The sequence below is a fragment of the Cupriavidus cauae genome (assembly GCF_026210475.1).
Taxonomy (GTDB): Bacteria; Pseudomonadota; Gammaproteobacteria; order Burkholderiales; family Burkholderiaceae; genus Cupriavidus; species Cupriavidus cauae.
Genome location: NZ_CP080293.1, coordinates 2,969,185 through 2,995,249 on the forward strand (window position 1 = coordinate 2,969,185; position 26,065 = coordinate 2,995,249).

General features: G+C 69.9%; 19 protein-coding genes and 1 other RNA gene. 6 read left to right on the plus strand and 14 right to left on the minus strand.

What is annotated here, in order from left to right:
• Positions 1 to 29 precede the first annotated feature (29 nt).
• The 11 genes from KZ686_RS13275 to KZ686_RS13325 all read right to left on the minus strand — a co-directional run bounded on the left by KZ686_RS13275 (position 30) and on the right by KZ686_RS13325 (position 13,994).
• Positions 30 to 821 (minus strand): ABC transporter permease, encoded by a 792-nt coding sequence (locus tag KZ686_RS13275; RefSeq protein ID WP_149319864.1) that lies wholly within the window; start codon positions 819 to 821, stop codon positions 30 to 32.
• Positions 822 to 963: 142 nt separating this feature from the next.
• Positions 964 to 1,776 carry an ABC transporter ATP-binding protein gene (locus KZ686_RS13280; protein WP_265632608.1) on the minus strand — a complete coding sequence of 271 codons (813 nt, stop codon included), beginning with the start codon at positions 1,774 to 1,776 and terminating at the stop codon, positions 964 to 966.
• A gap of 195 nt (positions 1,777 to 1,971) precedes the next feature.
• Entirely contained in the window at positions 1,972 to 3,018 is a 1,047-nt protein-coding gene (locus KZ686_RS13285) for an ABC transporter substrate-binding protein (protein WP_149319862.1), read from the minus strand.
• A 179-nt stretch (positions 3,019 to 3,197) separates the two neighbouring features.
• Positions 3,198 to 4,226: a Bug family tripartite tricarboxylate transporter substrate binding protein gene (locus KZ686_RS13290; protein ID WP_149319861.1), complete on the minus strand. Its 1,029-nt coding sequence runs from the start codon at positions 4,224 to 4,226 to the stop codon at positions 3,198 to 3,200.
• Between the two features lie 162 nt (positions 4,227 to 4,388).
• Entirely contained in the window at positions 4,389 to 5,381 is a 993-nt protein-coding gene (locus KZ686_RS13295; protein ID WP_265632609.1) for a hydroxymethylglutaryl-CoA lyase, read from the minus strand.
• Positions 5,378 to 6,574 carry a CaiB/BaiF CoA transferase family protein gene (locus tag KZ686_RS13300; RefSeq protein WP_149319860.1) on the minus strand — a complete coding sequence of 399 codons (1,197 nt, stop codon included), beginning with the start codon at positions 6,572 to 6,574 and terminating at the stop codon, positions 5,378 to 5,380. Before KZ686_RS13300 ends, KZ686_RS13295 begins: the two co-directional genes overlap by 4 nt.
• 227 nt (positions 6,575 to 6,801) lie before the next feature.
• On the minus strand, positions 6,802 to 7,707 hold the full coding sequence (locus KZ686_RS13305) for a LysR family transcriptional regulator (protein ID WP_053822073.1): 906 nt from the start codon (positions 7,705 to 7,707) through the stop codon (positions 6,802 to 6,804).
• Between the two features lie 49 nt (positions 7,708 to 7,756).
• Positions 7,757 to 8,371 carry a recombination mediator RecR gene (gene recR / locus KZ686_RS13310; RefSeq protein ID WP_149319859.1) on the minus strand — a complete coding sequence of 205 codons (615 nt, stop codon included), beginning with the start codon at positions 8,369 to 8,371 and terminating at the stop codon, positions 7,757 to 7,759.
• Positions 8,372 to 8,399: 28 nt separating this feature from the next.
• Complete coding sequence (locus KZ686_RS13315; RefSeq protein WP_265632610.1) at positions 8,400 to 8,732, minus strand: YbaB/EbfC family nucleoid-associated protein; 333 nt, start codon at positions 8,730 to 8,732, stop codon at positions 8,400 to 8,402.
• 99 nt (positions 8,733 to 8,831) lie between these two features.
• A complete protein-coding gene (locus KZ686_RS13320) occupies positions 8,832 to 11,372 on the minus strand; it encodes a DNA polymerase III subunit gamma/tau (RefSeq protein ID WP_265632611.1) in 2,541 nt (846 codons plus the stop codon).
• Positions 11,373 to 11,471: 99 nt separating this feature from the next.
• Positions 11,472 to 13,994, minus strand: coding sequence for an adenosylcobalamin-dependent ribonucleoside-diphosphate reductase (locus KZ686_RS13325; RefSeq protein WP_265632612.1), 2,523 nt, complete (start codon positions 13,992 to 13,994; stop codon positions 11,472 to 11,474).
• A gap of 263 nt (positions 13,995 to 14,257) precedes the next feature.
• Here KZ686_RS13325 and ffs point away from each other — a divergent pair.
• Positions 14,258 to 14,356: signal recognition particle sRNA small type (ffs, locus tag KZ686_RS13330), an RNA gene on the plus strand.
• A gap of 195 nt (positions 14,357 to 14,551) precedes the next feature.
• Here the strand turns inward: ffs and KZ686_RS13335 are convergent.
• From KZ686_RS13335 to KZ686_RS13345, 3 genes are all read right to left on the minus strand, one after another.
• Complete coding sequence (locus KZ686_RS13335; protein WP_265632613.1) at positions 14,552 to 18,190, minus strand: UvrD-helicase domain-containing protein; 3,639 nt, start codon at positions 18,188 to 18,190, stop codon at positions 14,552 to 14,554.
• Entirely contained in the window at positions 18,187 to 21,552 is a 3,366-nt protein-coding gene (locus KZ686_RS13340) for a PD-(D/E)XK nuclease family protein (protein ID WP_265632614.1), read from the minus strand. The genes KZ686_RS13335 and KZ686_RS13340 overlap by 4 nt, the downstream gene beginning before the upstream one ends.
• Before the next feature lie 144 nt (positions 21,553 to 21,696).
• Positions 21,697 to 22,011, minus strand: coding sequence for a hypothetical protein (locus KZ686_RS13345; RefSeq protein WP_370639541.1), 315 nt, complete (start codon positions 22,009 to 22,011; stop codon positions 21,697 to 21,699).
• Positions 22,012 to 22,352: 341 nt separating this feature from the next.
• On the opposite strand from KZ686_RS13345, the gene KZ686_RS13350 reads away from it, so the two are divergent.
• From KZ686_RS13350 to KZ686_RS13370, 5 genes are all read left to right on the plus strand, one after another.
• Positions 22,353 to 22,688, plus strand: coding sequence for a hypothetical protein (locus KZ686_RS13350; RefSeq protein WP_265632615.1), 336 nt, complete (start codon positions 22,353 to 22,355; stop codon positions 22,686 to 22,688).
• Between the two features lie 31 nt (positions 22,689 to 22,719).
• Positions 22,720 to 23,046 (plus strand): thioredoxin TrxA, encoded by a 327-nt coding sequence (gene trxA / locus KZ686_RS13355; RefSeq protein WP_006578220.1) that lies wholly within the window; start codon positions 22,720 to 22,722, stop codon positions 23,044 to 23,046.
• Positions 23,047 to 23,248: 202 nt separating this feature from the next.
• Entirely contained in the window at positions 23,249 to 24,511 is a 1,263-nt protein-coding gene (rho, locus tag KZ686_RS13360) for a transcription termination factor Rho (protein ID WP_006578219.1), read from the plus strand.
• Positions 24,512 to 24,670: 159 nt separating this feature from the next.
• The gene (locus tag KZ686_RS13365; protein ID WP_149319854.1) at positions 24,671 to 25,522 is read left to right on the plus strand and encodes a M90 family metallopeptidase; all 852 of its coding nucleotides are present in this window, start codon (positions 24,671 to 24,673) and stop codon (positions 25,520 to 25,522) included.
• Positions 25,523 to 25,715: 193 nt separating this feature from the next.
• Positions 25,716 to 25,979: a type B 50S ribosomal protein L31 gene (locus KZ686_RS13370; protein WP_149319853.1), complete on the plus strand. Its 264-nt coding sequence runs from the start codon at positions 25,716 to 25,718 to the stop codon at positions 25,977 to 25,979.
• Positions 25,980 to 26,065: the final 86 nt, after the last annotated feature.

Sequence of the window (26,065 nt, forward strand, 5' to 3'; positions counted from 1 at the left end):
CCCGCGCACGGGAGAGGGAAAAATCCCTCCTACAGCTTCTCCGTCTCCCCGCTCTTCGGCTGCCACTTCATCAGCCGGCGCTCCACCACCCCCACCATCCAGTCCAGCACCAGCGCGAACGCGGTCAGCACCACGATGCCCGCGAACACCGTGTTGATGTCGAAGGTCCCCTCCGCCTGCAGGATCAGGTAGCCGACGCCGCGCGCCGAGCCCAGATATTCGCCGACGACAGCGCCGACGAAGGCCAGGCCCACCGAGGTATGCAGCGACGAGAACACCCAGCTGGTCGCGCTCGGCAGATAGACATGGCGCAGCAGCTGCTGCCGGTTCGCGCCCAGCATGCGCGCGTTGGCCAGCACCACGGGGCTGACTTCCTTGACGCCCTGGTAGACGTTGAAGAAGACGATGAAGAACACCAGCGTCACCGCCAGCGCGACCTTGGACCAGATCCCGAGCCCGAACCACACCGCGAAGATCGGCGCCAGGATCACGCGGGGCATCGAGTTCATCGCCTTGATATATGGGTCGAGAATGGCCGAGGCGACCGGGCTCAGCGCCAGCCACAGGCCCACGCCCAGGCCGGCGACGGTGCCGATGCCGAAGGCCAGCACCGTCTCGAGCAGCGTCACGCCCAGGTGCAGGTAGATGTCGCGCTCGACGAAGAACCAGCTCCAGACGCGCTGCGCCACCAGCCACGGCTCGCCGAAGAAGAACGCCACCTGTTGCGAGCGCGTGGCCAGGTGCCAGGCGCCGAGAATGACCACGAGGACGAGCAGCTGCCAGACGCGCAGCATGCTGGGGGAATCGGTACGGAATGCCATGGATCGTTTTTGCTTGTGAGTTCCAGGATCGTCGGTATCAGTGCGGACTGGTGCGGACTGGTGCGGACTGGTGCGGACTGGTGCGGACTGGTGCGGGCCAGTGCGGGCCAGTGCGGGCTGGTGCAGGTTGGTGAGGTCAGCCTCAGGCAACCTTGCGCTGCTGCGCATAGCCCTTGAGCACTTCCTCGCGCAACACGTCCCAGATCGCCGCGTGCAGCTCGACGAAGCGCAGATGGTTGCGGATCTCGGCCACGTCGCGCGGCCGCGGCAGATCGATGTCGAATTCGCCGATCGGATGCGTGGCGGGTCCCGCCGACAGCACCACCACGCGATCGCTCATCGCGATCGCCTCGTCCAGGTCGTGCGTGATGAACAGCACCGCCTTGCGCTTGGCGGCCCACAGGTCGAGCACCTCGTTCTCCATCAGCTGGCGCGTCTGCACATCGAGCGCCGAGAACGGTTCGTCCATCAGGATGATGTCGGGGTCGAGCACCAGCGTCTGCGCCAGCGCGACGCGCTTGCGCATGCCGCCCGACAGCTGGTGCGGATAGCGGTCGCCGAAGCCGCCCAGGCCCACGCGGCGCAGCCATTCCTCCCCTTCCGCCACCGCCTGCGCGCGCGGCACGCCGCGAAATTCGAGGCCCGCGATCACGTTGTCCAGCGCGCTGCGCCAGGGCATCAGCGCCTCGGTCTGGAACATGTAGCCGGCACGCGCATTGATGCCCGTCAGCGGCTCGCCGAACACGCGCACCTGGCCGGACGACGGCGCCAGCAGGCCCGCGCCGACATTGAGCAAGGTCGACTTGCCGCAACCGGTCGGCCCGACCACCGAGACGAACTCGCCGGGCGCGATCGCCAGCGAGACGTCCTTGACGGCGGTGTAGCGCTGGCTGCGGTCCTCGCGCGAGATGAAGGTACAGGTGACGTTGTCGAGGGAAAGGGCCGGAATGCTCATGCGTTTCGCTGTGCTTGCGCCGCCGTCGGCCGGGCCGGCGGCGGCGTGGTGTTCGATGACGGATCGACGATGACCGGGCGTCGATGACGCGGCGGCGCCCTTTGTCTGATACAAGGCCGGCCCCGCGAAAGCAAAGGCCCGCTGCGGGCAGCGGGCCAGGCTTGCCGCGGCCGCCGATGCGCGCCGCGGTGCGGCTTACTTGTACTTGGCGTTGGCCTTCTGCACGAAGCTGTTGGTGAAGGTCTGGTCCAGCTTGATCGCCTTGCCCTTGAGCGCCGGATCGAACTGCTGCAGCGTCGCCAGCGCCGTGCGCGGGCCGTCGGCCGGCATCATGCCGTCCGGCGAGATCGCTTCCTTGACCTTTTCCCACGCCGACAGATACAGCGCGCGGTCGCCCAGCAGATAGCTCTCCGGCACCGTCTTGACGATGTCCGACGGGCCCGCCTTCTGCAGCCACTTCAGCGCGCGCACCATCGCATTGGTCAGCGCCTGCGTGGTGTTGGGGTTCTGCTCGATGAACGAGGCCGACGCATAGAGGCAGCCCGACGGCATGTTGCCGCCGAACACCGCCTGCGTGTCCTTCAGCGTGCGGGTATCGGCCACCACGCGCACCTCGTTCTTCTGCGTCAGCATCGAGATCACCGGGTCCAGGTTCGCCATCGCGTCGATCTGGCCCGAGCGCATCGCCGCCACGGCGCCGTTGCTGGCGCCCACGCCGATGAAGGACACGTCCGACGGCTTCAGCCCGGCCTTGGCCAGCACGAAGTTGGCCATCATGTTGGTCGACGAACCGGGCGCGGTGACGCCGATCTTCTTGCCCTTCAGGTCGGCGACCGACTTGAAGTCCGGCATCGTCTTGTTGGAAGTCACCAGCACGATTTGCGGCGCGCGGCCCTGCAGCACGAACTCGCGGTAGTTCTGGCCCTTGGCCTGCAGGTTGATGGTGTGCTCGTAGGCGCCCGAAACCACGTCGGCGCTGCCGCCGACCACGGCCTGCAGCGCCTTGGCGCCGCCGGCGAAGTCGACGATCTCGACGTCGAGCCCTTCGTCCTTGAAGTAGCCCTGGCGCTCTGCGATCGTCAGCGGCAGGTAGTAGAACAGGTTCTTGCCGCCGACCGCGATCGTGACCTTGGCCTTCTCCGGCTTGCCCTGCGCATGCGCGAAGCCGCCGAAGGTGAACCAGCCGGCCAGGAACAGCACCAGCGCGATCAGCACCTGTTTCCAGAATTTGCGGTTGTACATCTGTGTCTCCTGCTTATTGTGTTCCCGCGCGGTGTGATGACGCCACGCACGACGCCGAAGCGACCCGCCGGACGGCCTGACGGCATGCCGGGGCCGCCGCGCGGCTCCGTGCGATGCTATCCGAGGCCGGCGGGTCGCCCCAATCGGGAACACTACCTAGCGCGGGGAGGACCAGCGCATCATTCCGCCTGGATATTGGCCGACTGGATGACCTTGCCCCAGCGCGTCAGCTCGGCGCGCTGGTACTGGCCCAGCTGCGTCGGGTTCATGTACTTCGCCTCGGCGCCCAGCTCCTCGGCCTTCTTGCGGAAGGCCTCGGTCTTCATGATCTTGTCGATCTCGCCGGTCAGCTTGTCGACCACCGGCTTGGGCGTGCCGGCCGGCGCGTACATCGCGAACCACGACGACACGTCGAGATCGGCGTAGCCCGCCTCGGGCGCGGACGGCACGTCCTTCAGGCTGGGCAGGCGATTCTTGCTGGTGACCACCAGCGGGCGCAGCTTGCCGGCCTGGATATGCGGAATCAGCGGCGGCGGCGTGGTGATGGTCAGGTCGACCGAGCCGCCCAGCAGGTCGGTCATCGCCGGACCGGTGCCCTTGTACGGCACGTGCGTGATGCGGATGCCTGCCATCTGGTTCAGCAGCTCGGTGGACACATGCTGCAGCGAGCCGTTGCCCGACGAGGCGTAGTTCAGCTTGTTCGGATTGGCCTTGGCATAGGCCACCAGTTCCGCCAGCGACTTGACCGGCAGGCTCGGGCGCACCACCAGCACCTGCGGCGCGGACAGCAGGTTGGCGACCGGCGCGAAATCCTTGACCGGATCCCACGACAGGCCCTTCATCAGCAGCGGCGTGATCACGTGGAAGCCAGAGTACTGCACCAGCAGCGTGTAGCCGTCGGGCTTGGCGCGCGCCACCAGTTGCGCGGCGATGCCGCCGGCGCCGCCGGGGCGGTTCTCGACCACCACCGGCTGGCCGAGCGCCTTGGCCAGCGGCTCGGAAATCATGCGCGCGGCGAGGTCGGTGGTGCCGCCCGGCGCCGCGGACACGATCAGCGTGACCGGGCGGTTCGGATAGGCGCCATCCTGCGCCTGCGCGCCGGCGCTCAGGCAGGCCGCGGCGGCAGCGACGGCCGCGGCAAGCAGACGACGGCGGCCAGGCCTGGCCGCATCGAGGGAATGAAACGGTTGGGACGTACGGATCGACATGCTGTCTCCTCCAGGAATCGATGTTGTTGTTCGGGTTGTGGGTTGTGATTCGTAGGTGCGGACCAGGTCCGCGGGCTTGCTGATGGGGTTGTGCGTGTTATGCGTGCTGTGCGTGCTGTGCGTGCTGTGCGTGCTGTGCCCTGGGCTTGCCGTTATCGGGTCTTACTGCGCCGCGAAATGCTCGGCCAGCCAGGCCGGCGGCTGATGCGTGCGCAGCCGCGGACCGGCGCGCAGCAGCTGGCTGCAGACCTCGCGCTCGACCACGGTGGGCAGCTCGCCGATGATGCCGAGCAGGCGCTGCAGGTCGACGCCAGTGTCCACGCCCATCGACGCGAACATGTGCACGAGTTCCTCGGTGGCGACGTTGCCGCTGGCACCGGGCGCATAGGGGCAGCCGCCCAGCCCGCCGGCCGCCGCATCGAAGCGCGACACGCCGGTCTCCCAGGCGGCCAGCGCATTGGCCAGTCCCATGCCACGGGTGTTGTGCAGATGGATGGTCAGGCCGGTCGCCGGCAGTTCGCGCCGGAAGGTCTCGCACACCGCGCGCACCTGGTTCGGATAGGCCATGCCGGTGGTATCGCACAGCGTGATGCCGTCCGCGCCGGCCTCGGCAAAGCTGCGCGCCAGCGCCATCACCGCGTCGATCGCGACCTCGCCCTCGAACGGGCAGCCGAATACCGTCGACAGCGAGATATTGACCGGCACGCCGGCCGCGCGCGCGACCTCGATCATCGCCAGCAGCTGCGCCTGCGATTGCGCGCGCGTCATGCGCAGATTGGCGCGGTTGTGCGTCTCGCTGGCCGACATCACCAGATTGACCTCGTCGGGCCGGCACGACAGCGCGCGCTCGAGCCCGCGCAGGTTCGGCACCAGCACCGTGTAGCGCACGCCCTCGGCACGGCGCATGCGGTGCATCACCGCCTCGGCGTCGGCCAGCGCGGGGATCGCCTTGGCGGAGGTGAACGAGGTCGCCTCGATGCGGGCGAAGCCGCAGGCGGACAGCGCCTCCAGCAGCGCGACCTTGGCATCGGTCGGCACCACCACCGGTTCGATCTGCAGGCCGTCGCGCGGCGCGACCTCGTTGACCTCGATGCGGGCCGGGCCGCGCAGCGGGAAGTTTGTCGTCGAATGCACGCTCGATGCGGTCGTGTTCATGCCACCACCCCGCGTGCGCGCAGGTCGGCGATGGTCGCGGCATCGAAGCCGGCCTGCGCCAGCACCGCGTCGGTATGCTCGCCCAGCGTCGGCGCGCGATCGTGGATCGCGCCGGGACTGCCCGACAGCTTCGGCACGATGCCCGGCACCTCGACGGTCAGGCCGCTGGCCGCGGTGACCTGCTCGATCACGCCGCGAGCGCGGTAATGCGGATCCTCGGCGATGTCCTTGACCGTGTAGATGCGGCCGGACGGCACCTGGGCCTCGCGCAGCACGGCCAGCGCGCTGTCGATATCCTGCGTGCGGGTCCACGCGGCGATCGCGGCGTCGAGTTCCTCCACTCGTGCCACGCGGCCGTCGTTGCGCGCCAGCGCCGGATCGTCGGCGAGGTCGGCGCGGCCGATCGCCTGCATCAGCCGCTTGAAGATGGCATCGCCGTTGGCGGCCACCAGCACGTATTCGCCGCTGGCGCACGGATAGGCGTTGGACGGCGCAATGCCGGGCAGCGCGCCGCCGGCCGGCTGGCGCACCGCGCCGAAGGCCGAATACTCGGGCAGCAGGCTCTCGCTCAGGTTGAACAGCGCCTCGTACAGCGCCACGTCGATGACCTGGCCGGTGCCGCCGCGCGCATCGCGCTCGTACAGCGCCAGCAGCACGCCCAGCGCGCCATGCAAGCCGGCGATGGTGTCGCCCAGCGACAGGCCCGCGCGCACCGGCGGGCGGCCCGGCTCGCCGGTCAGATGGCGCAGCCCGCTCATCGCCTCCGCGACCGCGGCAAAGCCGGGCTCGTCGCGCTTCGGCCCGGTCTGGCCGTAGCCCGATACACGCAGCATGATCAGCTTCGGATTGGCGGCGTGCAGTACGTCCCAGCCCAGGCCCCACTTCTCCATCGTGCCCGGGCGGAAGTTCTCGATCAGCACGTCGGCCTCGGCGGCCAGCTTGCGCACCAGCGCCTGCCCGTCAGCGCTGCGCAGGTCGATGCAGATCGATTCCTTGTTGCGCGACTGCGCCTCCCACCAGACCGAGGTGTCCTGATACAGCATGCGCCATTTGCGCAGCGGATCGCCCTGTCCGGGCGGTTCGACCTTGATCACGTGGGCGCCGAAATCGGCCAGCGTCTTGGCGGCGAAGGGGCCGGCGATCAGCTGCCCGAGTTCGAGCACGCGGATGCCATCCAGAATCTGTCGCGGCATGCGGATTGTCTCCGGGGATCGGTGTGTGGCGATCGCCGTCTGGCGGTCGGTCGGTGGCGCTCCCTTGCGGCGGACGCCGGACCGTGCGATCGAATTTGGCCGCAGTGTGCCGCAGCCCCGGCGGGCGCGGAAGGAGTCAATCGGTGAAGCGGGCTTTCACCGAACGCGAAAGCCGGAGGGAGATGACGCGGGAGATGAAGCGGAGACGGTCGGCCGGAGCCCGGGGCTCAGAACGGCGCGCGATCGCCGCACAGATGGGTGATCAGGAGCCGGGCCGACACCGTCAGCGCGGCGGGATCGCGCATGCCGATCAGCAGCGAGCGCTGCGCCCAGGCGTCCTGCAGCTTGACGAGCGACAGGCCCATCGACTTGACGTGCGGCTCGGCCGCGATGCGCGGCAGCACGCCGACGCCGAGGCCGGCCATCACCATGCGGCACATCGCATCGAAGCTGCGCACCTGGATGCGCAATCGGAACGGCCGCTCCAGCCGGCTGCTCTCCTCGAGCAGGCGCGCGGCCAGCGAGGTCACCTGCGGCAGGCTGACGAAGTCGTATTCGAGGGTATCGGCGTAGCGCACCGGCCCGCGCTGCGACAGCGGATGCCCCGGCGGCGTGACCAGCACCAGTTCGTCCTGGCGGTATTCGACGGTGACCAGGCCCGCGCTGGGCGTGCGGTCGGCAAAGATGCCGACGTCGGCGCGGTTCTCGACCAGCGCCGCGACGATATCGCCGCTGTTCTGCTCTTCCAGCTCGATGCGGATGGTCGGATGCAGCCGCATGAAGCCGGCCAGGTCGTCGGGCAGGAACTGCGTGATCGCCGAGGTGTTGGCGCAGACGCGCACCTGCCCGCGCACGCCCGACGCATAGTCGGACATCACGCCCGCCATGCGCTCGACGTCCTGCAGCACGGTCAGCGCATGATGGAAGCACGCCTGCCCCGCCTCGGTCAGCTGCACGCCCGCCGCATGGCGGAAGAACAGCGGCGCACCGACGGCGGCCTCGAGATCGGAGATCCGTTTGCTGGCCGCGGCGACGGCCAGATGCGACTGGCGCGCGCCGGCCGAGATGCTGCCCTGCCGCGCGACGGCGACGAACAGTCCCAGCGTGACCAGATCGAAGCGGGCCAGGTTCATCGGGCGATCAGACCATGCCGGTCGATGCGAAGCGATACGGCGCCGCGCTTCACAGCGTGCGGCGGTCCATGACCGCGCGCGCGATGGTGCCGGCGTCGACGTATTCGAGCTCGCCGCCGACCGGCACGCCGCGCGCCAGCCGCGAGACCTTGAGCCCGCGCGCCTTCAGCATCTCGCCGATATAGTGCGCGGTGGCCTCGCCCTCGCTGGTGAAATTGGTGGCCACGATGACCTCGGCCACCGGGCCGCCCAGCGCGGGATCGGTGGCGCGCGCCAGCAGCCGGTCCAGATGGATCTCGCGCGGACCGACGCCGTCCAGCGGCGACAGCCGGCCCATCAGCACGAAATACTGGCCGCGATAGGTCAGCGTCTGCTCGATCATCACCTGGTCGGCCGGCGTCTCGACCACGCACAGCAGCGAGGCATCGCGGCGCGGGTCCAGGCAGGTCTCGCAGACCTCGGCCTCGGTGAAGGTGTTGCAGCGCGCGCAGTGGCGCACGCCATCCGCTGCGCCGCGCAGCGCGTCGCCGAGCCGGCGCGCGCCCTCGCGGTCATGCTGCAGCAGGTGATAGGCGATCCGCTGCGCCGACTTCGGGCCGACGCCGGGCAGCACCTTCAGTGCCTCGACCAGCGCCTGCAGCGAGGTGGGAGTGGATGCCTTCATCGTGAGTCCGCGTTCGGCAAGCCGGCGCTCAGAACGGCAGCTTGAAGCCCGGGGGCAGCGGCAGGCCCGAGGTCATCGAACCCATCTTCTCCTGCGTGGTGGCTTCGGCCTTGCGCACCGCGTCGTTGAAGGCCGCGGCGACCAGGTCTTCCAGCAGCTCCTTGTCCTCGCCTTCCGCGAGCAGGCTCGGATCGATGGTCACGCGCTTGACGTCGTTCTTGCAGGTCATCACCACCTTGACCAGGCCGGCGCCCGACTGGCCCTCGACCTCGATCAGGGCGAGCTGCTCCTGCATCCTCTTCATGTTTTCCTGCATCTGCTGGGCTTGCTTCATCAGCCCGGCGAGTTGGCCCTTCATCATGATGCTTCTCCTGATATCGATGGATTCGGTGGATTCGGGGGATTGCTTGGGTCGGTACGCCGCGCGGCTTCGATCGTGCGTATGGGCAGCGTGCCGTCGTCAGAGCGCGCGCGGCTGGATCGAGCCCGGCACGATCTGGCCGCCGAACTCCCGCAACAGGCCCTGCACGAAGGGATCGTTCTCGATCGCCGCCTCCGCCGCGCGCTGGCGCTCGGCGCGCGCCTGCGCATCGGCCGCCGCGGCGGTCTCGCTGACCGCGCCGACCTCGCAGTGCACGCGCACCGCTTCGCCGAAATGGTCCGACAGCGCCTGCGCCAGGCGCTCGACCGCGTTGCCTTCGGCGATCGCGGCGACGGGCGCGCGCAGCACGAAGGTGCGGCCCCGCACGCGCGCCAGTTCGCTCTGATAGGCGAGCTGCTGGGCCAGGCCCTTCAGCGGCAGGCTGGCGGCCAGCGCGGGCCAGTCGCCGCTGAAGATCGCGGGCGTGCCGTCGTCGGGCGGCAGCGGCGCGGCGGGCGGCGGGGTCTTGCTCGGGCTCGCGGCGAAGGCTTCGTCCGATGCGGCCGCATCGGCCGCGGCCGGCACGGAGGACACGGGCATGGCCGTGCGCGGCGGCTCGGGGCGGCGCAGCGGCGCGGCACGCTGCGGCTCGGGTTCGCTGTCGTACGGGCCGATCAGCGGCAGGTCGGGCGGCAGCTCCTCCCACGGCGGTACGTCGCTGCCGCCGGCCAGTTCCCATGGCGGGGGCTCGGCGGGCGCGCTCGCGGACGGTGCCGCCTGCGCCGGGGCTTGGGCTGGGCCTTGCGACCGGGCTTGAGATTGAGCCGGAGCCTGCGGTGCAGCCGAGGGACGCGGCGGCTCCGGCCGGCGTTGCGGCGCGGCCGGGCGCAGCGATTGCGTCGGCGCGGCGGCCGGCGCAGGCGCCGGTGCGGCCGCAGGAGGCGCGGCCACAGGTCGCGCGGCACCGCCGCCCCGCCCTGCCGACGCCTGGCGCGCCGCCGCCAGCGCCGCCCGAGCGGGCGACAGCGGCTTGCCGTCGTTGGCGGGCCTGGCGGCAGCCGCCGGCGCAGCGTCGGGCGCCGCGGGGGCCGCCGCGGACGGCGCTGAGACGGGTGCCGCGGCAGGCGCCGATACGGGCGCCGCGGCGCCCGAAGCCATCGGGCTTGACGCGGCCGGGCGCGGACCCGGCGTCGCGACGGGCGCTACCGGTGCTACGTGAGCGGCGGGCGCGGCAACGGGCCTGGCCGCAGCGCTTGCGGCGGCGGCAGCGGGCGTGGCGCCGGGCGCGGCAGCCGGGCCGGCAGCGGCGGCGACAGCGGTATTCGGTGCGGTGCCGGCGGCGGACCTGGCAGGACCCGCGCCGGACGGCGAAACCGGCGAACCGTGCGGAACCGGCGAAGCCGATGCTGCCGAAGCCGATGCCGTCGATGCTGCCGATGCCGATGCCGCCGCGGCGCCGGCCACACCGGCCATCGCGGAGCCGGACATCCTGCGCGCACCGGCCGTCGCCGGGCCTGCCGGCGTCGGCGCCGACGGCATCGCCGAGGGCCGGAACGCCAGCATCCGCAGCATCGTCATCGTGAAGCCGGCATACTCGTCCGGCGCAAGCGCCAGCTCGCTGCGGCCGAGATTGGCGATCTGGTAGAACAGCTGCACTTCCTGCGGATCGAAGGCGGCCGCCAGGCGGCGCACTTCGCCGGCCTCGGGCCATTCCTCCTGCACCGACGCCGGCACCGCCTGCGCCAGCGCGATCTTGTGCAGCAGCGAACCGAGGTCCTGCAGCGCGCCGGCGAACGACAGGCTGCGGTCGGCCATGCTGTCGGCCACCGCCAGCATCGCGGCGCCGTCCTCGGCGGCCAGCGCGTCGAGCAGCTGCACCAGGTAGCTCTGGTCGATCGCACCGAGCATGCCGCGCACCGAGGCCTCGGACACCTCGCCCGCGCTGTAGGCGATGGCCTGGTCGGTCAGCGACAGCGCGTCGCGCATCGAGCCGTGCGCGGCCTGCGCGAGCAGCCGCAGCGCATTGCCGTCGTGCGCGATGCCCTCCTCGGCCAGGATGCGGTCGAGGTGGTTGACGATATGGCCAGGCGGCATCTGCTTCAGATTGAACTGCAGGCAGCGCGACAGCACCGTGACGGGGATCTTCTGCGGGTCGGTGGTGGCGAGGATGAACTTCACGTGGCCGGGCGGCTCTTCCAGCGTCTTCAACATCGCGTTGAAGGCGTGGTTGGTCAGCATATGCACTTCGTCGATCATGTAGACCTTGAAGCGTCCGACCGTCGGCGCGTAGACCGCCTTGTCGAGCAGCTGGGCCATCTCGTCGACGCCGCGGTTCGACGCGGCGTCCATCTCGATGTAGTCGACGAAGCGGCCCGAATCGATCTCGGTGCAGGCCTTGCAGACCCCGCAGGGCTGCGCGGTGATGCCGCCGTTGCCGTCAGCCCCCGTGCAATTCAGGGCCTTGGCCAGGATGCGCGACAGCGTGGTCTTGCCGACGCCGCGCGTACCGGTAAACAGGTAGGCGTGATGCAGCCTCTGCTGTTCCAGCGCATGCGTGAGCGCGCGCACCACGTGCTCCTGGCCGACCAGCGTGGTGAAATCCCTGGGGCGCCATTTGCGCGCTAGAACTTGGTAACTCATGGCGGCGATTGTAGCAAATGGCGACCCGCCGGCCGGCGGCCTGTCGCGGGGCCCGGCAAGGGGAACGGGCGCGAGGTCGATCGGGGATTCAGCGGGCCATCAGCCGCACTCGCCGACGTAGCCGCAATTGGCGCATTTGGCGCAGCCATCGACCTTGTGCAGCGCATGCGCACCGCATTCCGGGCACGGCTTGCCGGTGCCGACGCCCGGCGCGCCGACGGGCAGGCCGGCGCCGGGCGCCGCGGCACCCCGCAGCGGCATCGCGTCCTGCGCGAGCCCGGCCTCGCGCTGCGCCAGCCGCTCGGCCAGCGCGGCGACGGGCACCTGTTGCCCCTCCGCATCGAGAAAGCCGCGCTTGACCAGGATGCGCTGCAGCGCGTAGCCGAGCGCCGCCACCTCGGAATCGTGGAAGCGCGGCACCTCGGTGCCGTCCTGCCGCGTCAGCGTGCCATAGCGCACCGTGCCCTTGTCCCACACCACGTTGCGCATGTCGGCCAGCGCCTTGGCGATCGAGCCGCCCGAGCGCGCCACCATCGACAGCAGCCGCATCGTCGAGGTAATCCATTGCTGGCCTTCGCTGCGCTGGCCGGCCGGCATGAAGAACTCGACCGGCCGCTCGATCGTCACGGGCCTGCCATCGACCACGCCGTTGACGCGCATGAAGTTGACGGTCAGGTAGACGGTCTTGTGGCCCTCGTAGGTCAGGTACTCGACCTTGGACGTCACGCCCTCCAGATCGCCCACCGGCCGGCTCTCGAAGGGCTTGCGCAGCGGATCGTCGCCATTGGCGCCTGTTGCGGCCGCTGCGCCGGCCGTGCCCGCCGTGCCCTGCCCCGCCGCCTCCGCGACCGACAGCACCGCGCCCAGCACGCGATTGGGCCGATAGGTGGCCAGGCCCTTCAGCCCGGCCTTCCACGCCTCCAGATACAGGTTGCGGAAGGCTTCGTACGGATAGTCCTCCGGCACGTTGACGGTCTTGCTGATGCTGGTGTCGATATAGGGCTGCACCGCCTCCAGCATCTTCATATGATCGAGCGCGGACATCTGCAGCGCGGTGACGAAGCTGTCCGGCAGCTGCTCGACATCGCCGCCCAGATGACGGTACAGGCGCCAGGCATGGTCGGCGACCTCGTAGACCTTGTAGCTGTCGTCGCCCATCCGCTTGCGCCGCTGGTAGGTCCACGAGAACGCCGGCTCGATGCCGTTGGAGGCGTTGTCGGCAAAGGCCAGCGTGATGGTGCCGGTCGGCGCGATCGACAGCAGATGCGAATTGCGGATGCCATGCGCGCGGATCGCGGCCCGCACCGGCTCGGGCAGCCGGCTGGCGAAGCCGCTCTGCAGATAGGCGTCGGCATCGAACAGCGGGAAGGCGCCCTTCTCGCGCGCCAGTTCGGTCGAGGCCAGATAGGCGGCATCGCGCAGCGTCTGCGCGATGCGCGCTGCCAGCGCGCGGCCCGCCTCGCTGTCGTAGCGCACGCCCAGCATCACCAGCGCGCTGCCCAGGCCCAGAAAACCGAGGCCGATGCGGCGCTTGGCCATCGCCTCGGCGCGCTGTTCCGGCAGGGGCCAATAGGTGACGTCGAGCACGTTGTCCAGCATCCGCACCGCCACCGCGACCAGCGCGCGGAAGCCGTCGAAGTCGAAGGACGCGGCCTCGCTGAACGGACCGCGCACGAAACGGGTCAGGTCGATCGAACCCAGGTCGCAGCAGCCGTAGGCCGGCAGCGGCTGCTCGGCGCACGGATTGGTGGCCTCGATGCGTTCGCAGTAATGGAGGTTGTTGTCGTCGTTGATGTGCGACAGGAACAGGATGCCCGGCTCGGCGTGATCGTAGGTCGCCTGCATGACCTGATCCCACAGCTGCCGCGCCGGCACGCGCCGGTACACCCACATGCCGTCATCGCGGCGCCAGGCGCCGGCGGCGATCGTCTCGGGCGCCGGCTCGGCGACGTGGACCAGGTCGATCTCGCCATCGTCCTCGACCGCCTGCATGAAGGCATCGTCCACGCCGATCGACAGATTGAAGTTGGTCAGCTCGCCGCGGTCCTTGGCGTGGATGAAAGCCTCGATATCGGGATGATCGGCGCGCAGCACGCCCATCTGCGCGCCGCGCCGCGCGCCGGCCGATTCGACGGTGGCGCACGAGGCATCGAACACCTTCATGAACGAGACCGGGCCCGAGGCGCGCGAATGGGTGCCGCGCACCAGCGCGCCCGAGGGACGGATCGCCGAGAAGTCGTAGCCGACTCCGCCGCCGCGGCGCATGGTCTCGGCGGCCTGCGCCACCGCGGCGTAGATGCCGGGCTTGCCGTCTACTGTCTCGGACACCGCGTCGCCGACCGGCTGCACGAAGCAGTTGATCAGCGTGGCCTCGATGCGCGTGCCCGCCGCGGAATGGATGCGCCCGGCCGGCACGAAGCCGCCTTCGAGCGCGGCAAGAAAACGCTGGGCCCAGCGTTCGCGCTGCGCCTCGGGCTCGGCCTCGGCCAGCGCGCGCGCCACGCGGGCGCGCACATCGGCCGCGCTGCGTTCCTCGCCCTTGGCGTACTTCTCGCGCAGCACCTCGACCGAGATTTCCTGCGGCGGCAGTACGGCCTGCATCATCTGTTCGTTGGCATTCATCGGTCAGCTCACCTCTCGCCTCTGTCGGCACCGTTGGATTCGCACCGTCATTCGCGCCGTCATTCGCGCCGTCATTTGCGCCGTCATTTGCGCCGTCATTTGCGCCGTCATTTGCGCCGTCATTTGCCGTTCGCCCCTGCCGCATCCGGCATGCGGATATCGGGTCTCGATGCCACCCCGCCATGCCGTCCCGCGATGCCATCTGGCAATGCCGACGACGGCTTTTCGCGCGACGCACGCACTCTGGGTTACAATGCCGGTCGGACGGGCCTCCTCGCATGGCGGCGCGGTCAACCTGGTCAGGTCGGGAACGAAGCAGCCACAGCCGTTTTCCGCCAGTGCCGAGGGTCAGGCTCGTCCCCCTTCCTTCCTGTCTTTCCTTCCCCTTCTTTTTCCCTGCTGGCCACGGCGGCATGCCGCGACGCCACGATTCCCACCGGGTTCCCACGCTTCGTTGCGACGACTTGCCGAGGGACCGCGCTGGCCCGTAGTTCGCCTATCCCCTCGCCCATAGCTCACGCGCCATCTTATCGCCGTTTGCCGCTGCCCTGCTGCCGTCAGAACAGCGACGCCTGCCGCGGCGGCGGCGGCGCCGACAGTTGCCCCAGCGCGATCCATTCGCCGTCCGCGGTGGCGATGCCCGACTCGATGCGCCGGCCCGGGAACATCGGCCGCAGCGCGGCCTCGTAGCGGCGCAACTGCGCCGCGTAGCCGGCGTGCTCCTGCGGCAGCAGGCGCAGCTTGTAGTCGACCACCACCACGCGATCGGCGTATTCGACCAGCCGGTCGATCCGCAGCAGGCGCCCCTGCGCGCCATACAGTTCGACCTCGTTGCGCGCGCCCAGCGCGCCCTCGGCCAGCAACAGCGGACGCAGCGCGGGCGCGTTCAGCATGGTGCGTACCGCCTGCACGGCGGCCTCGGCCTGCTCGCGCCACTCGGTGCGCGCCTGCTGGCTGCCGGCTCCGGCCAGCGGAAACCAGCGCATCACCGCCTCGGCATCGGGCACGCCGTCGTAGGCGCCGGGGTAGCGCGTGATCCGTTCGAGCAGCGCATGCACCAGTTCGCCATGGCGAGCGGCGGCGGCATCGAAGACGATCTCGTCGTCGCGCTCTTCGTCCTCTTCCTCACCCTCGGCACCGATGGCTTCGCGCGGCGCCATGGGCGGCGCATCGCGATAGCGCGCGCGGAAGTCGGTGAAGCGGATCGGCCCTTCCACGCCGCCCGACGCGACACCACGCACGCCGACGTAATCGTCCGGCAGCGGCGGCACCGGCTCGCCGACATCCGCGACCTGCAGGCGCACATACCAGCTGCCGGCGATCTCGCTGCCCGGTTCGCCGTCGCCCGCGCCCTTGCCGTTGCGCTGGATGCCGCTGACGATCAGCCCCTGGCGGGCGCGCGTCATCGCGACATAGAGCAGGTTCCAGTTCTCGCGTTCGGCCAGCGCGGCCTGCTCGTCGAAGCGCGCCGCGCGCGCCAGCCCACGCTCGGAGCGCTTGCCGTACGCGGAGAAATGCACCGGCGCCGCGGCCGACGGCGGCCAGTCGATCAGGATGCCGGCGCGATCGGCGGCCGGCTCGCTGTGATTGGTGTCGAGCAGCACCACGAACGGCGCCTCCAGCCCCTTGGCCGCGTGCACGGTCAGGATGCGCACCGCGTCGAGCGTGCCATTGCTGTCGTCGGCGCCCTCGGGCTCGTCGGCCTCGGCTTCCGCCGCATCGCCCATGCCGCCTTCGTCGGGGCTCTCGTCCTCGTCGCCGCGGCGGATCGCCTGCAGCTCGTCGATGAACTTCGGCAGGCTCGGATAGCGGCCGCCGTCGAGATCCAGCGACAGCTTCAGGAACGCGTCGAGATTGGCCAGCACCTGCTCGCGGATTTCCGCGGGAGCGGCCTGCGCATAGCGGCGGCGCACCTCGCCGGTGTGATAGATGTGGTCGATCAGGTCGTGCACCGGCCGATGCGGCGCGATCTCGAGCCAGCCGCGCAGGCGCGCCAGTCCTTCGCGCAAGGCCGCAGACGCGTGCTGCGGAACCTCGCCGGCCAACAGCGTCGGCCACCAGCGGCGGTTGCCTGCCAGCCGCGCGATCGCGATCAGGTCTTCGTCGCAGGCGCCCACCAGCGGGCTCTTCAGCACGTGCGCGAGATCGAGGTCGGACTCGGGCGTCATCAGGAAGGCCAGCAGCGCCGACAGGTCCAGCGCCTCGAGCGTGGCCAGCAGGCCGCCTCGGCGCGGGCTCAGGCAGGGAATGCCGGCCTCGCGGAAGGCGCGCTCGTAGTCGGCCAGATAGGTCTTGCGCCGGACCAGCAGCGTGATGTCGCGCCAGCAGGCCGGACGCTGGCCGTCGCCCTCTTGGACCGGCACGGTCGCGCGCAGATGGCGCAGCCACGCGGCGACGCGGCGGCCCTCCTCGAAGCGCGGCGAATCGCCCAGCGGCGTGCGCGGCTGTGTCAGCGTGTCCCGGGAATCGGGGGGGATGTTGGCGTCGCCGTTGCCGTTGCCATTGCCGTTGCCGTCCTCGCCATTGCCGCCATTGCCGCCATTGCCGTCGCTGCCGCCGTTGCCGTTCGCCGGCACCAGCGGCAGCAGCCACACCGGCCCGCCCTGCTGGTCCAGCGCGGTGGTCTGCGTTTCGTACAGCGGATAGCGTCCTTCCGCGCGCGCCTGGTCGAACACCGCATTGACCCAGCGCAGCACGCTGCCGCTGTTGCGGCGGGTGCGGTTGGTGCGCAGCACCGTCGCGCCGAACTCGCGCTGCAGCATCTGCCGCGCGACGTCGAACAGCCGCGCGTCGGCACGCCGGAAGCGATAGATCGATTGCTTCGGATCGCCCACCAGGAACACCGTCGGTCGTTCCGCCAGATCCTGATAGCCGGCCAGCCAGCCCTGCAGGATGCGCCATTGCAGCGGGTTGGTGTCCTGGAATTCGTCGAGCAGCAGATGGCGATAGCGCGCGTCGAGCCGCACCTGCAGATAGGTCGCGGTCTGCTCGTCGCGCATCAGCCGCGCCGCCAGCCATTCAAGGTCGGCGAAGTCCATCGCGCGCTGCTGGCCCTTGTGCTCCTGATAGCGCGCCAGCAGCGTGTCGCCCAGCAGATAGAGATCGCGATTGAGCGCCAGCACCGCCGCCTCGCAACGGCGCGCGGCGACCTGCCGCAAGGCGTCGCACAGTGCCGCGTGCCTGGCCAGCAGCGCGTCGGCCTCGGCCTCTCCTCCTGCGGCCTTGACCAGCGCCGCGGTGCGCCGCAGCGCGCGGGGCTCGCCCTTGCCGGTGAAGAAGGCCTCCCAGCAGCAGCCGAACGCCTCCTGCGCCGGCTGCCCGCTGAGCGCGCCGGCCTCCGCCCAGGTCCGCATTGCCGCCAGCGCGGCGCCGATGCGATCGGCATGGCCCTGCTCGGTCTTGCCGGCCTGGGACAGCGAAGCCGCCAGCGCCTCGCAGTCGGCGCGCAGCGCCGCGTCGGCCATCGCCTGTGCCAGCACGTCGATGCGCGCGTCGTCGCCCAGATCGTCCGCCAGCCGCTCGGCGGGATCTTCATCGGGCGCGGCCTCGCGCATCGCCCACCATTCGCTGCGCGCGTGGAACATCGCGTCGAGCAGCGCGCGCGCCGAGAATTCGCCGATCGCATCGACCAGGCGCTCGTAGGCTTCCCGGTACGGCGCCGCCTCGGGCGCGGACAGCCCGCGCCAGAACGGCGCCCACGCCTCGCGCTTCATGCGCAGCGCATCCTCGCGCAGCGCCGCGCCCGGCACGATGCCGGAGGCCAGCGGCGCGCCGCGCAGCAAGGTGCCGAACCAGCCGTGGAAGGTGTCGATGGCGATGCGGCCCGGGCTGGCCAGCACGCGCGCATGCAAGGTGCGGGCACGCGGCAGCGCGGCGCGCGCGGCCTCGGGCGACAGGCCGCGCTGCTCCAGCGCGGCCAGCCCCTGCGCGTCGGTGCCGCGGGCCAGTTGCGCCAGCACGTCCAGCAGGCGCTCGCGCATTTCCTCGGCGGCCTTGCGGGTGAAGGTGATGGCGAGGATCTGGCTCGGCTCGGCGCCGGCCAGCAGCAGGCGCAGCAGCCGCGCCACCAGCAGCCAGGTCTTGCCGCTGCCGGCGCAGGCCTCGACCACCACGGAGCGCGCGGGATCGCAGGCGGCGCGCGTGAATTCGGCTTCGCTGACGTCCTGCCCGTCGCGCAGATAGGCGTGCACGGTCATGCCAGCGGTCCTCCTTGCTTGTTGCTCGATGGAGCGGTCGTTGGTTCGGTCGTTGGTTCGGTCGTTGATTCGGTAGTTGGTTCGGTCGCTTGTTGGCTCGTTGGTTCGTTCGCCTGTTCGTTCGCCTGTTCGTTCGCCTGTTCGCTCATCTGCTCGTGCCCTTGCCGCCCCGGCGGCTCGTTGGCCGTTCGCCCTTCCGGCGAGCCGGACTGCTGTGCGGGCGCGCGCTCGTGCGTGTATCTGGGCGCGGAGGCGACCGCCTCCGGCAGCGCCGTCGACTGCCAATACCCCTTGCGGCACAGCCCGCGCGCATTGCACCAGGTGCACGCCGCGGCGTCGCCGAAGGCCGGCAGCGGCGCGCCCTCGCGCAGGCGCAGCGCGTCGTGCGTCAGCTGCTCGTGCAGCCACGCCACCGCCTCGTCGAAGTCCGGCAGCGAGACCTCGCGGCGGCTGGCCGGCGACGCGCTGCGCGGTTCGTTGCGGCCGTCCTCCAGCGCGATCCAGCTGCCCGCGCGCGCATCGGCGCGCAGCAGGCCGTAGAACGGCAACTGGCAATCTTCCTGCGCGTCGCGCGCCTTGCGCCTCAGGCGCGCGGCGCTCTGCGTCTTGTAGTCGAGCACCGCATGGCGCCCGTCGCGATGGCGGTCGAGCCGGTCGATGCGGCCATGCAGCCGAATCGGCTGGCCGTCGCGCATCGGCAGGTCGGCGCCGGCGTCGAGCTCGCCTGCATGCCAGTACCAGCCTTCGCGCTCGCGCGCGGCCTGCCACGCGACATACGAAGGCAGCACCGCGAGCCAGCGGCGGTAGTAGCCGATCGCATTGCCGTCCTCGGCCATCACGCCGTCGAAGACCTCGCGCGAGACCGCCTGCAGATGGGCGATGCGGGCCGCGTCGTCGCGCACGTCCTGTGCCTGCACGTCGCGGTGATAGCGCAGCAGGATCTGGTGCAGCAGCTCGCCGATATCGCGCTTCTCGAGGTCGTCGCTGACCGTTTCCAGGCCGGCCAGGCCCAGCATGCGGCCGGCGAAGAACTGGTACGGGCAGCGGCGCAGCATGTTGTACGACTGCGCGGTCCAGCGCGCGGGGGCCAGCTCCGGCGCCGAGGGCGCGGGCATATTGCGGACCTCTGCCCGGGCCTCGTGCAGCGAAGGCACGACGCTCGCCCCGATCGGCGCGCCGGCGGCTTCGCAATGCACCGCCAATCGTTCGAGCCAGCCCGACACATGCTTCGGCTCGCCGCGGCCACCGAAACGCTGCCAGGTCATCACGACGTCGTCGTTGTTCAGCAGCACCTCGGCCAGGTCGCGCGCCTGCTGCGCGAAGCGCGCCTCGCGGTCCTCGAGGCCGAGCTCGCGCCGCATCTGGTTGGAGAAGAACATCAGCTCGGCGGCGGTCGACGGCAGTTGTGCGTCGTCGCAGCCGACGATCACGACGCCGTCGAAGCGCCGCATGCGCGCGCCGTTCAGCGGCAGGATCGTGATGCGCGCGGCGGCGGGCTCGCTCGGCTCCTTGTAGGCCACCGCTTCGAGCAGCGCGGCCAGCATCGCGCGGAATTCGGCCAGCGTCAGCGTGGCGGTGGCGCCGGCCTCGTCGTCGGGCAGCTCGTCGAGCCGCGCCAGCGCATCGAGCAGCTGCGCGCCGGCATCGTCGGCGGCCAGCGCCGGGCGCATGTCGAGCGCGTCCAGGGTGGTCTGCAGGCGCTGCAGCCAGAAGCCGACCGGACGCGCATCGTTGCCGCGCGGCCAGGCCTGTGCCTCGCCGGCCATCTGGCGCAGCAGCGCGGCAGCGGCGGCCTGGGCGGCGGCCAGCGCGGCCGCTTCCTCGTCGTCCTGCGGGCCGGTGTCGGCCGTCCACTGCGGCTGCGGCGCCGCCGGAAAGCGCTGCAACAGCCGGCGCCATCCGCCCGTGATGCCATGGCGGCGCACCTGCCGCTCCAGCAGCGCGATCGCGGCGCCGCGTTGCGGCAGCTGAGGCAGACAGAACGGGCTCTTGAGCAGATCGAGCAGCGCCGCGGTATCGCCGTCGCCGACCACCAGGTCGAACCAGCGCATCAGCGCGGCCGCGGCACGCGTGGTCGACAGCTTCCAGCCGGTCTCGTCGCGCACCGGCGCCCCGGCGCGCGCCAGCAGCGCGCGGGCGCGGCGCGCGACCACGCGGTCATGCGCGACCAGCGCCAGTTGCTTGCGGCCCTCGTTGAGCCAGCGCACCAGCTGGTCCGCCGCGGCGGCCGCCTCGTCCTCGAAGCGGGCGCTGCCGATCAGCCGCACGCGCGGGCGGTCGACCGGCAGGCGCGGCGCCGGCAGCGACGGCACCGCGGTGGTATCACCGGGCAGACGGCATTCGGGCCAGAGCTCGAGCAAGGTGCGATACCAGCTGCCGCGTCCGCCATCCGGATCGTCGGCGCCATCGTGAGCGCCATCGTGAGCGCCATCGTGAGCGCCATCGTGAGCGCCATCGTTGGCGTGATCGTTGGGGCGACCGTTGGCGCGTCCCTTGGCGCGTCCATCGGCACCATCGAGCGCAAGGTCGATCGCCGCTTCCGCAGGCGCGCCGCGGTGTTCCCGCTCGTCGCTCTCTTGATCCTCGTCGCTCGCCTCGCCTTCGGCCGCCTCGCCGCGCCAGTCGTAGCCGATCTCCAGCACCGGCACCATCTCCGCCGCGGCGCGCAGGAAGGCCGCCTCGATCGGCGTCGGCGGCGTCGGGCCGAGCCAGACCACCGGGCCGGTCAGTTGCTGGGCGAGCGCCTGCAACGCACGGCGGCGCGCCGGCAGCGGATCGTCGGGCCCGGACAGCGCCTGCCAGAACGCCAGCACGATGCGCGCCTCCTCGCCGAGGAAACGCTCGGACAGATGCGCATAGGTGCGTTGCAGCGCCTCCTGCAACAGGCTGGCGCGGTCCTCGGCGAGCACCGCGTCGTCGTCGCGGATGGCGGCGTCCTCGAGCCATCGCGCCGACAGCTCGTCGCAGACGGTCAGCACGGTCTGCGCGAGCCCCCAGGCCGCCGGTTCGGTCTGCGCGCCGAAGGCCCGCCGCAGCCAGTCCTGGCCGCGGATCGCCTGCTGCACCGCGAGCAGGCGCGCGGCGTGGCTGCGCACCTTGTCGCCATGCAGCATCGCCGGCGGAAAGTCGAGCAGCCAATGGCCCAGCGTCAGGATGCGCGGCAGCAGGCGCGGGGTGCCGGACGCGCGCGCGGCGCGGTCCAGCGCCTGGCGCACGCCCGGAATCTGTGCCGCGGTCGGCACCACCAGATGCGCGGCGGACGCGCTCTGGCCGTGCTGCTCGCAGCGGTCGAGGAAATACCAGGCCGCGGCCGCGGCATTGTCGAGAAAGTCGCGGCCGGGGCGGAAACGCAGCGTCGTCATGTAGCGGGGTGGAATGGCAGGGGCGAAGCTGGCGGAAGCAATGGCAATCGTGGGGACATCGGCAAGCGCTCGGCGCGAACCGTGCGGACGCGCCGCATCGGCGCCGCGCGGCCCCGCGCCGGCGTCAGGCGATCGCGCTCGGGATCAGGAGCGCTCGCCTTCGATGCGGGCGCGGATCTCGCGCGCGGTCTCGAGCAGCCCTTCGTAGCCGGAGCGCGCATGCTCGGGCAGGTCCGGATCGCCGACCAGCGTACCGAGCGTTTCGATGATGCTGTAGACGAGGCCCTTGGCCGCGCCCACCGCAATGCTGTTCTCTTCGACCGCGGTACTCAGATGGGCCAGCGCGTCGCCCAGATGCTCGGCGCCGGCGGGATCGGTCGGCGCGTCGGCATCCGTGTCGGCACTCGCCTCGGGCAACTGCCTGGGATCGCGCACGGGATCGCGTACGGAATCGCGCATCGGGTCGCGGGTCGGATCGCGGGTCGGATCGCGGGTCGGATCGTCTTCGGGCGTCATGGTGGTGGCCTGATCGATTGGGAGGGGCTGCGCCGGGCCTTGTCCGGCACGTGTTCATTCTACGCGCGCCGTGCCGGCCCACGGCAAGCGCGGCTCAGTCAAGGGCTTACTGAGGGGCTTACCGAGGGGCTCACCGAGGGGCTCACCGAGCGGCTCACTGAGGGGCTCACTGAGAGGCTCATTGAAGGGCTCATTGAAGGGCTCACTCAAGGGCGAACGCAAGGCCGAGCGCGAGAGAGCGCGCGAGGGCGAGCGCGGCCGCCGCCGCGCACCGGGAAAACCCGATGCAACAGCGACCGAGGCACAAGCGGGCGATATTGACAAAATCTCTGACGCCGATTGAAAGGCATCATTGGCGTCGCGGCGCCGAGCGCGGCAAAATGGCGCCATCCCTGGTACGAGGCCATGCCGACGACGCCGGGACCGCGCGGTTCGCAGGCATGCGGGCGACGGCGGGGACGGTTGAATTCGAGGCCGCCGCCGCCATCTTCCGTATTGCGAATCCGGGCGGCAATCCCGGCAGCCAATCCGGGCAGCATCAACCGGCGCAATATGGCCGGCCCCGACGAGCCGCGAAAAAGTCGTGTAATGTAGCGGTTCGGCATAATCCAGCCTTTTGATATCCCCGAGCGAACCCTGAGGTTTTCCGCCATGAGCGAACAAATCAAGTATGTGAGCGACGCCTCCTTCGACGCCGACGTCCTCCAGTCCGACAAGCCCGTGCTGCTCGACTTCTGGGCCGAATGGTGCGGCCCCTGCAAGATGATCGCGCCGATCCTGGACGAAGTCGCCAAGGACTACAGCGACAAGCTGCAGGTGGCCAAGATCAACGTCGACGAGAACCAGCAGGTGCCGGCCAAATTCGGCATCCGCGGCATCCCCACGCTGATCCTGTTCAAGAATGGCCAGGTCGCGGCGCAGAAGGTCGGCGCGCTGTCGAAGTCGCAGCTGACCGCCTTCCTCGACGGCAACCTGTAATTGCCCCGCGCGGCGCCGCGCAACGCGCGCCGCGACAGGCATCGCCGCCCTCCCGGGCGGCCACGATCCGGCTGGCGCCCCGGCTCTGGTGCGCCGGTCGGATTGTGCTAAGATGCCCCCCTACAACTTCCCCGAGCGTTCGCTCATTTCTTTCCCCTTCCTTTGCTTCCGCCCGTCCGGGCCCCATCTGTACCCCTCGTCTATGCACCTGACAGAACTCAAATCGCTTCACGTGTCTGCCCTTCTCGAAATGGCCGCGACCCTCGAGATCGACAACGCACAGCGGATGCGCAAACAGGAACTGATGTTTGCGATCCTGAAGAAGCGCGCCAAGATGGGCGAAACCATCTACGGAGACGGCACGCTGGAAGTGTTGCCTGACGGCTTCGGCTTCCTGCGCTCGCCCGAAACGTCGTATCTGGCCAGCACGGACGATATCTATATTTCCCCCTCGCAAATCCGCCGTTTCAATCTGCATACCGGCGATTCGATCGAGGGCGAGGTGCGGACGCCCAAGGATGGCGAGCGCTATTTCGCGCTGGTCAAGGTCGACAAGGTCAACGGGCAGCCGCCCGAAGCGGTCAAGAACCGCATCATGTTCGAGAACCTGACGCCGCTGCATCCGAACCGGCCGCTGACGCTCGAACGCGATATCAAGGCCGAGGAAAACATCACCGGCCGCATCATCGACATGATCGCGCCCATCGGCCGCGGCCAGCGCGCGCTGCTGGTGGCCTCGCCGAAGTCCGGCAAGACCGTGATGCTGCAGCACGTCGCCCACGCGATCGCCAACAACCATCCCGAAGCCGACCTGTTCGTGCTGCTGATCGACGAGCGTCCCGAGGAAGTGACCGAGATGCAGCGCTCGGTGCGCGGCGAGGTGGTGGCGTCGACCTTCGATGAACCCGCGATCCGCCACGTGCAGGTGGCCGAGATGGTGATCGAGAAGGCCAAGCGCCTGGTCGAACTGAAGCGCGACGTGGTGATCCTGCTGGACTCGATCACGCGTCTGGCGCGCGCCTACAACACGGTGGTGCCGGCCTCGGGCAAGGTGCTGACCGGCGGTGTCGACGCCAACGCGCTGCAGCGTCCGAAGCGTTTCTTCGGTGCCGCGCGCAATCTCGAGGAAGGCGGTTCGCTGACCATCATCGCCACCGCGCTGATCGAGACCGGCAGCCGCATGGACGACGTGATCTACGAAGAGTTCAAGGGCACCGGCAACATGGAAGTGCACCTCGAACGCCGGCTGGCCGAGAAGCGCGTCTACCCGTCGATCAACCTGAACAAGTCCGGCACGCGCCGCGAGGAACTGCTGATCAAGCCCGAGATCCTGCAAAAGATCTGGGTGCTGCGCAAGTTCATCTCGGACATGGACGAAGTGCAGGCGATGGAATTCATCCTCGACAAGATGAAGGCGACCAAGAACAACGCCGAATTCTTCGACATGATGCGCCGCGGCGGCTGAGGCCGCCCTCGCCGGGCGCATCGCCCGGATGGCTTGCATCGCTCGATGTCAAGGCGCGCCACGGCGCGCCTTTTTTCCGTCCGCGCCACGCTGCCCGTATTCACACCTCGCCGTATTCAGCCACGCTGCCCGTATTCACCGACTGAACCGATTGCCGCCATGCTCGCCCGCCTCGCCAGACTGCTGCATGCCCGCTCGCGCCAGCGCAAGCTGCGCCGCTACGCGATCGACGACGCGCTGTGGCGGCAGACCGTATCTTCGCTGCCCTTCCTGCAGCGCTACGGCAGCGACGATCTGGCGGCGCTGCGCGAGCTGGCCACGCTGTTCATCGCCGACAAGGAATATTCGACCGCGCATGAGCTGGTGCTGACCGACGAGATGGTGGTCAGCGTCGCGGCGCAGGCCTGCGTGCCGATCCTGCGGCTGGGCCTGGAGTGGTATCGCGGCTGGCACGGCATCGTGCTGTATCCCGGCGAATTCATCATCCGGCGAACCGTCGAGGACGAGATCGGCCTGGTGCATGGCGTGGTCGAAGAGGCCAGCGGCGAGGCATGGGAGCACGGCCCGGTGATCCTGTCCTGGCCCGACGCCAGTCTGCCGGGCGCGGGACTGGACGCCGCCGCGGACCAGCCCGACGACACCTACAACGTGGTGATCCACGAGTTCGCCCACAAGCTCGACATGCTGGATGGCGAGGCCGATGGCGTGCCGCCCTTCTCGCGCGCGCTGCATGCCGGCGTGCAGCGAAGCCAGTGGGGGCAGACCTTCGACGCCGAGTACCAGCGCTTTGCCGACGCCTGCGACGCGGTGCCCGACGCCGCCTGGGACGAGCCGGACCGCCTGCCGGCGCCGATGCGTGTGATCGATCCCTATGGCGCCGAGACGCCGGGCGAGTTCTTTGCGGTCGCTTCCGAGGCGTTTTTCGTCGAGCCGGCAGGGCTTTCGCGGCATTGGCCGGTGCTGTACGGGCTGTTGAAGACGTTCTACCGGCAGGATCCCGCGTCGATGTGATATATGAGGCATAAAGCAGCACTACGGCGCAACGGCGCGCTGCTTGTTGCACCTTGCCCAAGTCCTTGTTTCTCTGCCATAATCCGCGTTTGTCCGTCACCGGCAAGTGGTTCGCTCGCCGCCAGCGATCGCAACAGCAAGCGCAACAGCAATGGCGGCCGCGGACTGGCTACCCAACCTGCAAGGAAACACCATGAAAGAAGGCATTCACCCGAATTACCGCGAAGTCGTGTTCGTCGACGTGTCGTGCGACTTCAGCTTCCTGACCCGCTCGACCATCCAGACCAAGGAAACGATCACCTGGAAGGATGGCAAGGAATACCCGCTGGCCAAGATCGAAGTGTCGTCGGAATCGCACCCGTTCTACACCGGCACCCAGAAGATCATGGACACGGCTGGCCGCGTCGAGAAGTTCCGCCAGAAGTTCGGCAGCAAGCTGGGCAAGGCCGCGAAGTAATCCGGCTGGACCAGAGACGGCGCCGGCAGCGCATCCCGCATGCCTTCTGCCGCCGTCCGATGCGCGCCTTCCTGCAGGAACCGGTG